Consider the following 15,062-nt stretch of genomic DNA (forward strand, 5'->3'; position numbering starts at 1 on the left):
TTCTTTTCGGTCTGTCGCTCGAGGGCTGACGCCATTGCGCCGAAACGATCCCCGGCAAATTCCTGTTTCTGATCGGTGTCCCTGATTGGAGGACTACGAGGCATGCTGGCTTGGCTCGATTTCGACTCCGATGCAATGCGGCGAGCGCACGAATTGCTCCAACAGTTTCGTGATTCCAGAACGCTCGATCATCTTCGGCTGGGCGGCGTGAGGGACGATTTCGCCGAGCATTTTTTCCCCGCCACTTCGACGATCATGCCTCATGCGCGCTATCTCATTCTGGTGCCGCGCGCGTTCCTGCAACTCGAGGCGGAGATCCGGAGGAGCCGTCGTTCACTTCAGCAGGCCGTCAAGCGGCTCGACGAAATCGAAGCGTCTCAGGCACACAGGCTGATCGCCGAGCTCGGAAAGAAAGTGAACAAACGTGAGCCGGATCGGCGGGATCTCGAAGGGTCCGGCATCATCGGTTGGGACAAGATCCGCGAGACAAAGAACGCCGAGTTCGTGAGCCAGACACCCTCCAACAGCTATTGGGCCTCACTACGAAAGCTTCAGATCCGGATTCCCAAGGGCTCGCGCGTACAATACATCGGCGAGATGATGGCCCGGGGGAACGTCAGGTATGCCCGCTCTGGAGTTCCTGAGGAGGAGTCCACCGGGCTCGAGCGAGTCATCTGGAACAAGGACGCAGTGGAGCTGGCGAGGGATGCGTCGGCCTGTCTCGAGCTCAACAAGAAGCAGGCAGACTTCCTTTGCGGACGGTATATCGGGCTGAATAGCCTGATGTCGCGGTTACTTCTCGCGCCCGAAAAGGGAATCAAGACGAAGGCCGATCTTGAGGAGTTCGGATATGTCTGGGACTATCCCTCGGCGATTGGTGATCCGACCGTCGAATCCGCCCGCCGGCTGTCCGCGCTCATTCAAGGCGCCAATCTTCTATATGGCGCTATGGTGACGAAAGAGTATGGGCTCGAACGTCACCAGGATTTTGATGGGTGGTGGCCGGCACTCGAGGAGTGGTTTGTCAGTCCGGAACGGGCGCTTGGCGCCAAAACCGCTAAGCGGACCGAATGGTCGACGGTCGCCGCTGTTTGCAACGATCGTTCCGTCGATCTTCATTTCCTCAAGGAGATCCAGGCCAGACTGAAGGACGCGAAGTCGCCGTCCGACCTGCTGGAGTCGTGCACCGCTCTGATTGTTCGCAGAGAGCAGGCCATCAAGCGGGGCAGCTATCGGCTTGGCCGGACGAGAGGCGCCGGCAGTGCCGACACGAAAAAATTCCGGGAAAGAGTGTTGAGCCAGCCAATTCGGCTGACGCGAGCCCCTGACTTCAGGTGGGGCATGGCGAGTGAGTTCATGTGGAACATCAACCTCGGCTTGGGCGTATGGGGCTGACGAGAGACCACCGCCGAAGTCTCCTTGAACAAATCGATCCTGGAGATCGGCGGCTCAGGGCCGGCCTCATCTTGACGTATTCGGCTGAAGCAACTGCTCTCGTGGCGATCCTTTCCACCCTCGCAGGACATTCTCTGAGCGGAGAAGACGCGGCGCTGCCTGGCATCGAAGATGGTTTCCGCATCATGCGCGATATCGAGACGCTCTCCAGTCGCGTGCGCGTCCTGCTGAATGTCGGCGGGTTTCGCGCGTCGAGCTTCAGAATGGCTGCGCCATTGGATGCGATCGTGCGGGAGATCGTTCCGCCGGATCGACAATGCTCGTTCCATCCGAAGCTGCTGATCTTCGAGTACGATACTGACGACAGGCAACAAAGGACCGTTGCATCTGACATTCGGATGTTCGTCTGCACCAGGAACGTGACGACCGACGATAGCGTCGATGCGATCGTGTCCCTTCGGCTCATCGAACGGAATGAAGTCACCGAAAACGGAAAGCGGCTTCGCGGCTTTCTTCAGGCGGCGCTGGACGAGGTCGGGGAAGACGTCCCCGCCGAGTTGAGCAGGCTGCTGAAGCGTCTCGATCATGTGGATTTGGAGCCGCTCCACGGTGCGCCGTCGCTGCAGGGGATCGAATTCCATGGGCAGATTCCCGGAAAGGAGGCGCTTTCCAGCCTGATATCTCGGTCGGCCGACGGCGTCGAAGAGAGAATTGTGGTCAGTCCGTTCATCGACAAGACCACCCTTCGTGAGTTCGCCCTGGGAGGGCAGCGCAGGACGTGCCTGCTCAGCGAGCCACGCGAGATTGCGAGGATCTGCGCGCTCGATGCGGGGGACGCCTTTCTCAGGGAGAATTTCGAATGCTATGAACTCCGTCGCGACCTCGATCAGTCGTTCCACTCGCTTCATGCAAAGCTGGTCCTGGACAGGACCGCCTCGGCCACCGTGGTCACCGTGGGGAGCGCGAACGCGACCCTGCGGGCATGGAGGGGCAAGAACTGGGAGGCTGTCATTCGTTTCCAGGCGAGGCAGGGCTACTACAACCAGGTCTTCGACGATCTGTTCGTGGATGACCGCGCGAAAAACGGCGTGGCGCTCTGTGTTCGAATCGTTCCGGTCCCTGAAGGTCCAGCTCCGGAGTCGGCAAAGGAAGCGGTTGCGAATCTGATTGCACGAGCGGCGCTGGATTGCACCATCAGCTGCCATGACGCAGCGAGCGTTACCGTCGATCTCTCGATGATCCCTGGAGACTCCGAGTTCGAGCTCAAGAGGGTTTCCTTCCGCCTGTTCGGCGAGATGGTGGATCATCAGGCGTGTCCGGAGATGGATGCCTGGAGATTGTCATGGAGCGTTCCTGTCGCGCGGTTCTCCGCATTTTTGTCGATCGCCGCGACGTTCATGACCGGAAGCGGCGAAGATGAAATTCGGGTGAATCGCCGCCTGGACGTCGATCCGGCCCTGCTAGCGCGAAGGAATCACGGGCTTCTCTCGGAGTTGGTGCAGGGCCGCGGAGTTCACGAGATACTTGCTGCCATTCTGGAAGGCACGGATCTCGGGTTCTCGCCGGACTTTGGCGGCGATGCTGGATCGTCATGGACGGTGAAGGGGGGCGCAGGTGTTTCGGTCGCCAGCCTGGAAGCACTGGTTTTTCTCTGTCTCAATGATGATCCCGAGTCCCTGGCCAAGCGATCCATGATCTCCGACGTGATGAAGGCGGAGTTTGCCGAGAGTCCCCCCGGAACCGATGCTGAAAAAATCGACCGTCATCGACGGCTGTTCGAAGCTGTCAAGAAGATTTGGGCGGAATTGGATCGTCAATTTCCCGTAAAGGCTCGTGACCCATGGGGCGCCTGAATCCAAAGCAGTTCCAACTCGATACGATCGAACACGTCTATCGGAGAATGGCCCGTGCGCCGAGCCGCTTTCTGGTGGCTGACGAGGTCGGCCTTGGCAAGACGATCATCGCTCGCGGCGTGATCCGCAGGTTTCAAAAGCATGCGGACGAGAATGCGGGACGCAACGCAAGCGGCAACCGGCAACTGGTGCTGTACGTCTGTTCCAGCTCGGACATTGGCAAGCAGAACGTCAAGAAGCTGATGTCGGAAGGGGGAGAAGCTCTCGGGAATGGTCGCGCCTCCAGGCTGACCATGCTCCTGTGCGACGAGGCCCGCGCGGCCTTGAAAGCCGTTCAGGATTCCGGACGCCGGCGCTCTTCCGATGACGAAGGACTGCCGCACGGATCGGCACTGGAGGTCGTTTGCCTGACCCCGGCGACATCGTTCGATTTCGGCTTTCCCGAGGGAAAGAAGGAAGAGCGTCAGTTTCTTCATGCGCTTCTGTCCGCAGCATTCGAAGGGTGCGGGTTCAAGGGCAACCTCCTGACGACGGCGGCGGCGAAGTTCTTCATACCTCCGGCCGAGGCGGCCCCTTCGGCCTGGCTGAATGCGGTGAAGCAGAAGCGCGTCAACGAGGTGGCTTGGATCTTGGACAACAAGCCGGTCGTGGTCGGATCGTTGCGGAAAAGGCTCGCGTTGCCCTTTCTGGACGAGTCGTTCGATCTGGAAAGGAGCGTGGCTCGCGAATTCTACAGGAGCCTGCGTATCGACAGGCGGGTCTCCACGATCGACGTGTTCAACCTCGCGGTGGACGAGTGCGTGGGATTTCTGGACAAGAAGAGCGAGAGGGCCGATCAGCTCAGGGCTTTGCGGCGTAGCGTCATCAGGAAAGTTCGCGAACAGCTCGCTCTCGTTGTCGTGTCGACACTCCAGCCCCATCTCGTGATTCTTGACGAATTCCAGAACTTCAGCGAACTGCTCGTCGAAAACTCAGCCGATGGACGCGGCACCAACGATATCGTTCGGACGCTTTTTGGAACAGAGTCGCGACTCCTGCTCCTGTCCGCGACGCCCTACAAGGCGGCGACCGCGGACTTCGAAATGGCCCAGCAAAGCCACTATCAGAAGTTCTGGGACACGATCAAGTTTCTGTTCCGAACTCATCGCAATGGTGAAGACCTGGTGAAGTCCATAGCCGAGCACTTCACTCTCTACAGGCAAAGCATTCAGGGCCTGAGTGAAGTCGGCGATTCGCACTTCCTGCAGGCAAAGAAATCCAAACTGCACATTCAGGCTCAGCTCAGGGAGGTGATGGTTCGAACCGAGCGGTTTCGATACCTCGATGACCCCGCGAACGGCGTCGATGAACGGCAAATCCAGCCTTGGGTGGATTGGGCTTCGAGCGAATCGGACGAAATGAGTGCACCGCTTCCCGGCGTCGAATTTCGCGTTCAAGATGGTCGCTACCTTGCCTGGCTCAAGACAGCCATCCGTCCGGAACAGCAGATGTTCCTGCCGGAGATCTGGGCCAGCATTCCGTACGCTCTCAATCTGATGCCGAAGAGCTACAAGATGATCAACTCGCTCTATGAGACCGACACACGTCTCGCCGATTGTCTGAAGCCGGCCATGCGGGCGACTGAAGCGCAAACGTTTTGCCCGTCACTTGACGAGATGCCGATCACCACGCTGGACAGCGTTGCGCCCAATCCGAAGATGCGGGAGTTGATCCGACAGATCAAGGAGGAAGGGCTCCATCATCACCTTTGGGTGTGTCCCACCAAGACCTACTATTCCGTCGCGGACGAGCAGGACCTGAAGGGACCTCGCAAGAGGCTGATCTTCAGCAGATGGCAGGCCGTCCCGCAGGCCGTCAGTATTCTGACGAGTCTGTATGCCGAAAAGATGCTCGGTGCAGCCGATGAATCGCACGGACGGTCACTGGAGTTGTCGTACGGTTCAGTCGAACTGGCGCCTGTGCTGTTTCATCCATCGCTTTGGCTGGCCGAGGTTGGACGGGTGATCTACGACCGCAGGACGTGTGGACGCGTTTCGCTGGATGCGTTGGAACAGATGGTGGCGAAACGGCTGGAGAGGGACCTCGCGGCTCGCAACATCAAGGTGGTTGATGGCCGGCTGGACTCCCTGGAGACGATCGCTGCCGTGTTTCATCGCATGGAGCAGAAGAGCTATGCCGCGCTCTACGGCAGAACCATCGGATCGAAATTTCAGCATTGGCCCAAAGCGAAACGTGCCGGGGAAGATGGCGAAGAGGCGGAAACGGAGACCAGTACAAGGAAGGCGATCGAAGCGTTTCACGACACATCTCAAGAGCAGGCGAAACGTCTGGCAAAGAGAATCTCCCGCTCGTCGCTCAACCTTCTTGCGCAGCTTGCGATTGCCGGGCCCGCGACCTCTCTCCTGAGGGTCTGTCTGCAGTTCGGCTTGCTGCATTCTGCCGAGACGTCTTCGGGCCGAGGGCACGGCGCCGAGGTGCCGGAAAAGATCCTTTCGGCCGTTCTGCGCGCGACCCACGGGCCGATCCGGCGCTTCTTCAATCACAGTCACGCCGGTCTCGTGATCCGGAAGCTGAGGCTGAATGGAAGATCGACGCATCTGGAAAGAACAGCGGCGTTCTGCGCTCGAAAGCATCTGTCTGCTGTCATGGACGAACTCGCGTTCCTGATGGAGGAGGATCTTCCACCCTTCGAGAAGCGGCCCGGCGATCGTGCGGTCGAACTGATCGAAGGGCTGGGCTCGAGCTTTCGAATTGCCGTTGGGACGCCCGTGTTTCGGGAGGTTCATGGCAAGGAGCGGCTGTCTGTAAAGAACCGGAATGTGAGCCGTCACATCGCGCAGGCCTTTGTCGACGAACGCGGGGCGAAGGATGACGCGGGCAAGGACCTCCTGAGGGATCAAATTCGGCGTGCCTTCAATTCTCCATTTTGGCCTTTCGTTCTGGCAACGACGTCCATCGGCCAGGAGGGGCTCGACTTTCACCGCTATTGTTCGGATGTGATCCATTGGAATCTTCCCGAGAGTCCGGTCGCTTTCGAGCAGAGGGAAGGAAGAATTCAGCGCTATCTCAGCAAGGCGATTCGTGAAGCGTGGGTGAAACGTAGAAGCTGGGACGAGTTTCTGCCGGCCGGGCTGCATTCGCGGGGGGCCACCGCAAAACTGAGCAACCCGTGGGCGCGCATCCAGGAGGTGCTCGAGAGCAGCGAAAGGGAAGGCAAAACCGATCGACGAGGTCTTTCACCGCAATGGATCTATGAGCGTGATGGTGAGTTCGCTCAGATACGTCGCTGGATCTTCTCTCATCCATTCTCGCGCGAGGCGGTGGCCTATCGTCGGATGCGTGACTCGGTTCTGCTTTATCGCCTGGCGCTCGGCCAAGCGCGTCAAGATGATCTGATTCGAGCGCTGAGCCAGCAGACCTTGTTCAGAGAATCCGATCCTGAACAGCGCCGGAGATTGATCCGTGAACTCTGGATAGACCTTTCACCACCGAAGTCAGGGCGGACGCTTTCGGAGTGATGGCATCGCCTGGCGGACTTTCCACCACCGTGGTGATGGCGCGCCCGGTCAGGCCGCCGAACGATCATTTTTGCCGTCCTGAGCCGCGTCCGGCTCATTCGAAGGGGGGTTATGGTGACGCCGCATAAAATAAATCCCTGCGTCGATGGGCATGGTGCGGCGACTGCTCTTCTCGAAGCGCACAGTTCCATCTCAATAATGCGGCGTCACCGTCGGTCGCTCCGCCCGGTCATCGACGCATGAGCTGTCGGCGCGTCGCGGTGCAGCGCGGGTGAGCGATGGCGACAGCTGGGGTCTCACGCGCGGCGTCGGAGAACCCGGATGTCGCTTTCGGCCTGCGCCCTTGTGGGCGCAGGCCTGGCGCTCATCCGGGCTACGCTGTGGGTGATGTCGCGCGCGGGCGGGCGGGCAAGGTCGGTTTTTTTAGGCGGCGCGGGGCTGGCGTCCGGGTCATTCGAAGCGCCAGTAGCGGCGGTCCTGGGGGGGCAGCGGCACCGGGTGGATCTGGCTCAGGCGGGGCGAGGGCAGGCGGCGGTCGAGCAGCAGCTTGAGGTCGTCCATCACGGCGCGGTTCTGGGCGAAGGTGGAATGGTTGAGGCCGAGAAACTCGTCGCCCAGGCGGGTGACGTCGATGGTGTCGAGCTCGCGCAGGGTGACCGGACCCTCGGCGGGAACGTCGCCGGCGCGCGAGAACTTCTGGATGAGGGACGATGCCCGCAGCGCCAGGTCGGCGGAGGAGGCATACAGCGTCATGTCCTGCGTGATCTTCTTCAGCACGGGAATGGCCTTCTTGAAGCCCTCGGTTTCGAGATCGGGGGCCGCCATCACCAGCCGATCGATCTGCACGGGCTTGGCAACCAGCGCATTCGTGCTGAGCGCATCAACGACGACCAGATTGCCCATGCTGTGCGCCAGGACGTCGATCCGTTCGACACCCAGATCGTTCTGGAGCTTCTGCACCAGCCTGATGAAGCCGTCGCGCGCGAACAGGGCGCTGTCGCGATCGAAGCCATAGTCGGTGATGCCGTCGCCGCGGGTGCTCCAGGCGAACAGCACCGGAAGGCCGCGATAATCGAGATCCCACAGCATCTGGGCGTTGCGGAAGACGGCGTCCTCGAAGCTGTTGTTGAAGCCGTGAACGAAGATCAGCGCCGTCTTGTGGTCATGCTCCCTGACCAGCGCGTCGAAATCCTGCTCGCTCAGGAACGCCGCCCGCTTCAGCGAGAAATGCTTCGTGTCGTTCTGCTTCTCGCGATAGAGCTCGAACGAGAACACTTTCCAGCTGCGCGGAAGCTCGACATTGCCGGTCTTGTGGTTCTCGGGAATCCGGACCGTCACCGCGCCGAACGACAGCTGCGGATGCCGCACGCCGGAGAATGCGACCGAATTGGAGCTGGGGGCGGGCTTTCGATCCGTGACGAACAGGAAATCGACCTCGCGCCGCGTATATCGCTTGGCGACGTCCTCGCCGTTCAGATCGTAGGGCATCGACTTGAGATGTCCGATCTGCTTGGAGCCGCCATCTTGCCAGACGTCGGGGACCCTGACGCCGGCGATCGTGCCCCCCTTGTTTCGCAGGGGCTTGAGCCCGAAGCCGGACTTGTCGTAGTCGATCGCCTCGGGACGCGGCGACGTGAGGCAGACGGCGCTGCCGATCTTCTCCCCACTAGCGTCCAGCCGAAACACCCAGTCGGTGCGGCCGGCGGTGTGCTCCACCTCGGCGACATGGACGGTGAAGGCCGAGTAGGTCCTGCTGTCGGTGATGCGGACCGCCTTCGGATTGCCGTAGGCGGCAATGAAGCCCAGGCTGTCATCGAGGCCGCCGCTGTCATTCACCACCGATCGATACTGCTCGATCGTCGCAACCTCCCGCAGCCCGGCGGTGTTGAGATTCACCACGGCCTGGACATAGGCGCGCAGCAGCGTGGCCGGGTCGGCGGCGGCGTCGGCCTTCAACGGCAGCAGCACGCAGCCTGCAGCGACGGCGATGATAGCCAAGGAGCGGGCAAGCGGCATCTGTCTCTCTAGGGCGAGGTTCGTCGGAATGGCAGCCGGCGAGATTATTCTTTCTCAACCGGAGCGGGCAGGCAAGCGCGTGCACGCCGGCCATCGCCCGGGCCAACAGCGCAGATGCAGACCGGGCTCGGGCTTTGGAGAGCGTGGCTGCGCTTGCAATGACTGCCATGGCGGCGAGCGTCGGTGCGTTCGTGCATTTGAGCGCCTAAGGACAATGTTACCTCTGCTGCCTCGCGCTTATGTCCCAGCTCGAGAAGAAGCCAAGTGCTGGTGACAAACATCGGCAGAGGATTGTATCTTTGAAAGACTCAATCTTGTAGCGATCAGGGCTAAATCCATCTAAGATTGAGATGGAAGATGTTGATAGCTCAGTGCGAGCCGGGCCGTTTGGTTGTTGTTTGATGGATGGTGCGTTCTAATAGAAGTTGGAGTGTCAATGTCATTCCATGAATTTATTTCCGAATGGCTGTTATGGATTACGCATATTGCCGTGGGTATTTCGGGAATCGTTGGCACGCGTGTTTTTGAAACAATCAAAGCTCATAAAAAGAAGAACGAAAAGTCGTCGATCAAGGCGTTTAAAATAGATAAGTTGCGGGAATTGAACATAGGGATTGGGAATCCGTCACCGATTCCAGATCGAGAGCTTGAAAGCGCTTTGGCTAAAATCGTTAGGAGCGCGCTCCCTGCTAGTGCGGCTTATCACGAGCGGCAGCAGGCGAACTACGAGCCAGCCCCGTCGCCTCCTTCTGAGTCGATTTGGCTAGATCCGCTACCTGCTCCCAGCAGAGATGAAGAAAGTCGGTGTCGAACGATCGACGCAAATCTGGTGGCAGAAAGGTTCGAGCCAGGGGCGATCGCTTTTTTCACGGTTACAATCCGGCTTCCCAGCAGTCGAGCAACTGGAAAATGGCGGGGAGCGGCACTTTTGAGTCTTGTTGATGGGCCCGTCGATGTCATTCTTGAGACTGAGGGCTTCACCATCTTGTCTGAGCGGCCGCCGCCGGTACTGATTTCAGACGATCGAGATAGTGCACCCGTTGCCTTTGAGCTTCGTATCGATGACCGAAGCTCGCGTTGGATACATGTCTTGCTCGTGCAGAACGGACGTCCTGTCGGTGAAATCAGCATAAATGAGTTCCCCGGTATTGGTTCAAGTCCTTCACAGCAGACGGCGAGTGCTGGTTACCGTATGGCAGCCGAAGCAGATCTGACATTGATCATTCGCGCCGCTGAAGGGCGAGTTGAGGTGTCGAGTCCTCGCGACCGAGCTTGTCTCGATCATGTCACGATGACTGGCTTCCAGTATCCGGAAAAGCCGTTTCGCGAGATATTGGAAGGCCGGCTCAAGAACTTGTACGATCTCAACTCCACCCCTCAGGGTGCGGCGCGGGAGATGATGATCGTGGGGGTCGATCTTGCCAAATGCCTACCGCCGGATCTGATTAAATTGCTGCGCCGCAAGGATGTGAGATCTGTCATGTTGCGGCACGAAGAGGATTTCGATTTTCCGCTTGAGCTCGCGTATCTCGATGACGAGCATGATCCGTATTTTGTAGGCGATCGCATAGCGGTTTGTCGCTGGTATCTCGGCGTGACAAATCCGCCTGACAGGATCTTAAAAAAGATCGCGCGAGCTGCCCTTATCAAGGGGACAGATGACGCTTTTGCCGCTGATGAAAGATTCATCAGCGGTGCTCTCGGCAATCGCGCGGAAACGTTCGAGTCACGGCAGGAAGTGATCGAGAAGATCTTCAAGACAAAGAACTTCGACCTGATCCACTTTACCGGGCACTGTCGGCAGAACGACGAAGCGATCGGCGGGCTAGAAATGGCCGATGGCTCATACCTGCGATTGAGTGATGTGGGGCAGCTCGAAATCGAGCGGAGGTTTGCGGGGGCGAATCCTCTGGTGTTCTTGAATGCCTGTGCCAGCGCTAAGCCATATCTGGGGCTCACCCAACGTGACAGCTTTGGCCATCGTTTCGTGGTGAACCAGGCTTGTGCCGTCATCGGAACGCTTTGGCCGGTCGCTGGAGACGTTGCGAACGAGTTCAGCAGGAAGTTCTACGAAGCGCTGGCATCCGAACCGATCAGCCGCGCACTCCTTACCGCGAAAGCTGCTCTCATCACAGAAGCTGATGAAGACGTCTCGGACGAAGACGAGCAACTGGCGCTGCGGCGATTGGCTCGGCAAGTGGCTGCTCGAAGCTACTGTCTATTTTCCAATCCCGATCTGCGGGTCGATGGCTTGAAGCAACTGGAGAAAGCACAATGACCAAGGACCGAAAAACGATCGCAGTGTTTACCAACAGCGCAGGCGACTTCAAATTGCTGAGTGAGAAGAACAAGGTCGAGCTTCCGGTCGAGGATTTGCGAAGAAGCCTCGACGAGTTCATGGCCTCGTTCAGCGAAATATTGCCCGCAGCAGACAAACCCCCAGCTGGTCTTGGTCTCAAGACCATATCCGTCGCGCTCGGCATCAACGGCAAAGGGCAAGTAGGATTCCTCGGAACGGGGGTAGAGGTTGGGGGCAGCGCGACACTCACGCTCACATTTGAACGGAACAAATAGGCAGCATCGTCCGGCGCGGATGGCAGGTAAAAGCGAACTGGACGACGTCTTTCATCAGAACTGCGAGTTTGGTCTTGCATCGTGGCAATCGGCCTGCCGGCCTCCGAGCGCGACGCGGGCTTGGGCGAGCGAGCTGAACAGACAAAGCCCGATACCGTCTCAGAACAGGACCTTTACTATCGATGCATTCTTGCCGTGGAAGGCAAAACACGCGCCGTCCATCGGCGAGTTCGATGGCCATCATACCCTCCGGTGGACGCACGAGATCGCGCAGGGTGTGCGCGATGGGCCTGTCATCAGGCAGCAAGGCACGAGCGAACTTGGCGCGCTTCCTTTGGGCGATTCCGAACTGCGCGCACCAGCGGAACAGCAGCCCGGTGACGATCCCGTGCTTGCGCGCGACGGCAGAGATCTTGGCGCCTGGCAGCTCGGTTTCTTCGCGATCGCGAGCTCCTCCTCGTCGCTAAACATGCGCCGAGCCGGTGCCCGGGGGCGCTGTCGGATCGCCGACGTCGTCGACTGTCAAGCGGCATTCGGGCTGTGATTCCTGGCACTGGTGTTCACGGCCGGACAGCCGGAGGGATGAAGATGGGCGCGCCAGTCGATCGTGACCTCGCCGCTAGCCAGTCGGTATGGTCAGCCGTGAAGCCGGCAGTATGGCACCGTGGCTGCACGGCGAGCTCGTGTCCCTGGGCCTTCCCTTGGTCCTGTTGGAAGCACGGCAGGCGGCGGCTGCCTTGCAGGCGCAGCTCAACAAGGCCGACAAGAATGACGCGCGCGGTTTGGCGCATCTGGTGCGGGCGGGCTGGTACCGACCGGTTCATGTCAAGAGTCAGGAACGTCACAAAATACGGCTTCTGCCGGGACGCCGGCGGACGCTCAAGCGCAAATTGCTCGACATAGAGAACGAGATCAGACAGCCCCTGAAGGTCTTCGGATTGATGGTCGAACCGCGGATTGCGCGCGCGACATTTGTAACGCGGGTGCACGCAGTTGGCGGCGTGCGACCGGCTCATCGCTGGCGTGACGGACTGTATGTTGAGAGCGTGGGAAGCGCTGTGGGCCGAGTACAGAAGGCTGCACGATTTGGCGGTGCAGATGGTCGGCCGGGACGAGCGCTGCCCACGCTTTTACGCCATTCCCGGCGTCGGTCCGGTGGCGGCACTGACCCTCAAGGCGGCCATCGATGATCCGCACAGGTTCAGCAAGTCGAAGACCGTCGGCGCGCATTTCGGACTGACTTCCCCGCGCATACAGACGGGCACATCGATCGACATCGAAGGGCACATTTCGAAGTGCGGCGATGGGGAGGTTCGCACCGTGCTCTACGAGGCGGCGAGCGCGATGCTGGTGCGTTCCAAGCAATGGTGAGGCATCAAGGCCTGGGGTGTCCGGATCGCAGCTAAGCGAGGCCACAAACGCGCGTTGGTCGCCGTTGCACGCAAGCTGGCGGTGGTCATGCATCGCATGTGGATTGACGGATCTGCGTTCCGGTTCACAGCCGAAGATGAAAGCGCCGCTAAACCGAGTTTTAGGAACCCGACGGCGCTCGCCGCCGCAATGTGAGAGCTCTAGCGAGTGCCGTCTGACAGACGGTGCGACGACAGAGGATTGGCTGAGCTTCCGCCGATCGGCGGAGAGGCGTTTGGTGGATCGAAGCGGATGCGGAGAGCACGCTATCTTGCCTGGGACGACAGCTCGATTGAGACGTCGAGCGCGCTACTGTGTCTTTGTTGCCCTGCGATCCTGACGACGACATGTGCGCCCGCTTGGCAGGCGGGGCTGAGCACGAACTCCTGGATGGACCACCAGATGTCATCACCCCGAAATCACGACGAAAGCCGGACCAATGCCATGTTGTCGACCGCTCGTGTGCAACCGTATAATATCATGCAGAGGAGACGATCATGTCGGAGCAGAAGGCGGAGAAGCGCCCGATTACTCCCTGCCGTCCGTAATCGGCCTGACCGTCCGTCTGCTGACGCGGCAGCGGCGGCCATGCAGAATGCGCGCTCTCACCAACACAGGAGGCGCGCCATGGAGTTCTTCTGCGGATTGGACGTCGGCATGGATCAGACCGCGTTTTGCGTGGTCGATGACAAGGGCGTCGTGCTGCTGGAGGTCGCGGTGACGACCGACCCGGACGCGATCAGGGGAGCACTGTCGCCGTATCTCGGCCGCCTGAGGCGGGTCGGCCACGAGGCGGGCGCACTGTCGCCGTGGCTGCATCCCGAATTGCTCCGTCGCGGCCTGCCGGCGATCTGTCTGGAGACTCAGCACGTGCGCGCCGCGCTGCAGGCGCAGCGCAACAAGACCGACCGGGCGGACGCGCTCGGTATCGCGCACATCATGCGCACTGGCTGGTTCCGGCGCGCGCACATCAAGACCGCGCCGTGCTATCGGCTGCGACTGCTGCTGACGCATCGCCGCAATCTCAAACGCAAATTCCTCGATCTCGAGAACGCGATCCGGCACTCGCTGAAGGCGTTCGGCATCCGGCTCAACCGCGTCGGCCGCGGCGCCTTTGCGCAGGCCGTGCGTGACGCGGTGGCCGGCGATGCACTGATCAGCGAGCTGATCGATGCCATGCTCAATGCCCGCGCGGCGCTGTGGAAGGAGTACTGCCGGCTGCACGGCCTGGTCGTCAAGCTGGTCGCCGGCCACGAGTTGTGCCGGCGCTTCATGCAGATTCCAGGCGTCGGGCCGATCGCCGCGCTGAGCTTCATGACGGCGATTGACGATCCGTCGCGCTTTCGGCGGTCACGCGATGTCGCGGCGTATTTTGGCCTGACGTCGCGGCGCTGGCAGTCGGGCACCTCGATCGATGTGCAGGGGCCGATCAGCAAGGCGGGCGACGCCGATGTGCGGCGCGCGCTCTACGAGGCGGCGAGCGCGCTGCTGACGCGCTTCAAGCGTCGTGACAAGGTCAAGACCTGGGGACTGGCGGTTGCCAAGCGGTCTGGACACCGCAAGGCGGTGGTCGCGGTGGCGCGCAAACTGGCGGTGATCATGCACGCGATGTGGTGCGACGGCACGGCGTATTGCGGCGATCAGGCGGTCAGCACCGCCGACGCGGCCGCGCATGCCAAGCGCAAGGATCGCAGGCTGCTGGGAGCGCTGGCATGAACCAAAGCAACAGCCCGGCAGCAACGAATAGGCGTCGCGGACGACGCGCGAAGTGATGGAGCTCCGCTGTCAGCGGATGAGGACCGGTGCAGATCCAAGACGACGGAACGCACGCTATCTTGCCTGCGAGGCGGTGCCCGAAGCGGCAGCGCGATCGCGCGAAATTGCCTGTGACGTGGCTCCGTCAGACCGATGGAAAATTGCGCCGCGACGGCTATGCTGCTGCCATCGTGCAGCGGCGCGACGCCGTCGCTGAGCGCGGAAAGCTGCACGGCGCACTGGGACTCCTCGCTGTCAAAGAGCTGCAGATCAGAGCGCGCTGCAGGTGTGTTTTTGACGATGACGATGGAGAGCACCGATGGCGAAAACGACGAAGACGATCGTGGCGGAGAGGCAGAACATCCGGCCGATTAAAGCGGCAAGATAAAAGCGCCTCTCCGCGGCGTAGAATCGGCGGTCGTAAGTTCTTGTGTCCCCATCTTACAGCGTGGCACCATTCCGAGAGTGGCGGTGTTGCTAACAGAAGAAAGCGACGAGAATTCAAGCTCTCTAACGGCACTCGTAGTAGATTGGCGAAGTC

The 15,062-nt window shown here is 60.2% G+C and carries 9 protein-coding genes and 1 pseudogene; 9 read left to right on the forward strand and 1 reads right to left on the reverse strand.

Annotation, left to right across the window (positions count from 1 at the left end; all coding sequences use genetic code 11):
- Nucleotides 1-102: 102 nt before the first annotated feature.
- The 3 genes from QX073_RS28695 to QX073_RS28705 all read left to right on the forward strand — a co-directional run bounded on the left by QX073_RS28695 (nucleotide 103) and on the right by QX073_RS28705 (nucleotide 6,766).
- Nucleotides 103-1,395, forward strand: coding sequence for a DUF6361 family protein (locus QX073_RS28695; RefSeq protein WP_316226741.1), 1,293 nt, complete (start codon nucleotides 103-105; stop codon nucleotides 1,393-1,395).
- Nucleotides 1,396-1,496: 101 nt separating this feature from the next.
- Nucleotides 1,497-3,248 (forward strand): phospholipase D family protein, encoded by a 1,752-nt coding sequence (locus tag QX073_RS28700; RefSeq protein ID WP_316226742.1) that lies wholly within the window; start codon nucleotides 1,497-1,499, stop codon nucleotides 3,246-3,248.
- Complete coding sequence (locus QX073_RS28705; RefSeq protein WP_316226743.1) at nucleotides 3,236-6,766, forward strand: helicase-related protein; 3,531 nt, start codon at nucleotides 3,236-3,238, stop codon at nucleotides 6,764-6,766. The genes QX073_RS28700 and QX073_RS28705 overlap by 13 nt, the downstream gene beginning before the upstream one ends.
- 450 nt (nucleotides 6,767-7,216) lie before the next feature.
- Here the strand turns inward: QX073_RS28705 and QX073_RS28710 are convergent, their stop codons facing one another.
- A complete protein-coding gene (locus QX073_RS28710; RefSeq protein WP_316226744.1) occupies nucleotides 7,217-8,782 on the reverse strand; it encodes an alpha/beta hydrolase in 1,566 nt (521 codons plus the stop codon).
- A gap of 436 nt (nucleotides 8,783-9,218) precedes the next feature.
- On the opposite strand from QX073_RS28710, the gene QX073_RS28715 reads away from it, so the two are divergent.
- The 6 genes and pseudogenes from QX073_RS28715 to QX073_RS28740 all read left to right on the forward strand — a co-directional run bounded on the left by QX073_RS28715 (nucleotide 9,219) and on the right by QX073_RS28740 (nucleotide 14,482).
- Nucleotides 9,219-11,060, forward strand: a complete 1,842-nt coding sequence (locus QX073_RS28715) for a CHAT domain-containing protein (protein WP_316226745.1) — start codon at nucleotides 9,219-9,221, stop codon at nucleotides 11,058-11,060.
- Nucleotides 11,057-11,356 (forward strand): hypothetical protein, encoded by a 300-nt coding sequence (locus QX073_RS28720; protein ID WP_316226746.1) that lies wholly within the window; start codon nucleotides 11,057-11,059, stop codon nucleotides 11,354-11,356. Before QX073_RS28715 ends, QX073_RS28720 begins: the two co-directional genes overlap by 4 nt.
- A 190-nt stretch (nucleotides 11,357-11,546) precedes the next feature.
- On the forward strand, nucleotides 11,547-11,900 hold the full coding sequence (locus QX073_RS34490) for a hypothetical protein (protein ID WP_410052397.1): 354 nt from the start codon (nucleotides 11,547-11,549) through the stop codon (nucleotides 11,898-11,900).
- Between the two features lie 112 nt (nucleotides 11,901-12,012).
- A pseudogene (locus QX073_RS28730) lies at nucleotides 12,013-12,225 on the forward strand (IS110 family transposase); the annotation flags it as partial.
- A gap of 124 nt (nucleotides 12,226-12,349) precedes the next feature.
- The gene (locus QX073_RS28735) at nucleotides 12,350-12,727 is read left to right on the forward strand and encodes a transposase (protein ID WP_316226747.1); all 378 of its coding nucleotides are present in this window, start codon (nucleotides 12,350-12,352) and stop codon (nucleotides 12,725-12,727) included.
- Nucleotides 12,728-13,393: 666 nt separating this feature from the next.
- The gene (locus QX073_RS28740) at nucleotides 13,394-14,482 is read left to right on the forward strand and encodes an IS110 family transposase (protein ID WP_316226748.1); all 1,089 of its coding nucleotides are present in this window, start codon (nucleotides 13,394-13,396) and stop codon (nucleotides 14,480-14,482) included.
- Nucleotides 14,483-15,062 lie beyond the last annotated feature (580 nt).

The organism is Bradyrhizobium sp. SZCCHNS3052 (genome assembly GCF_032484495.1).
Taxonomy (GTDB): Bacteria; Pseudomonadota; Alphaproteobacteria; order Rhizobiales; family Xanthobacteraceae; genus Bradyrhizobium.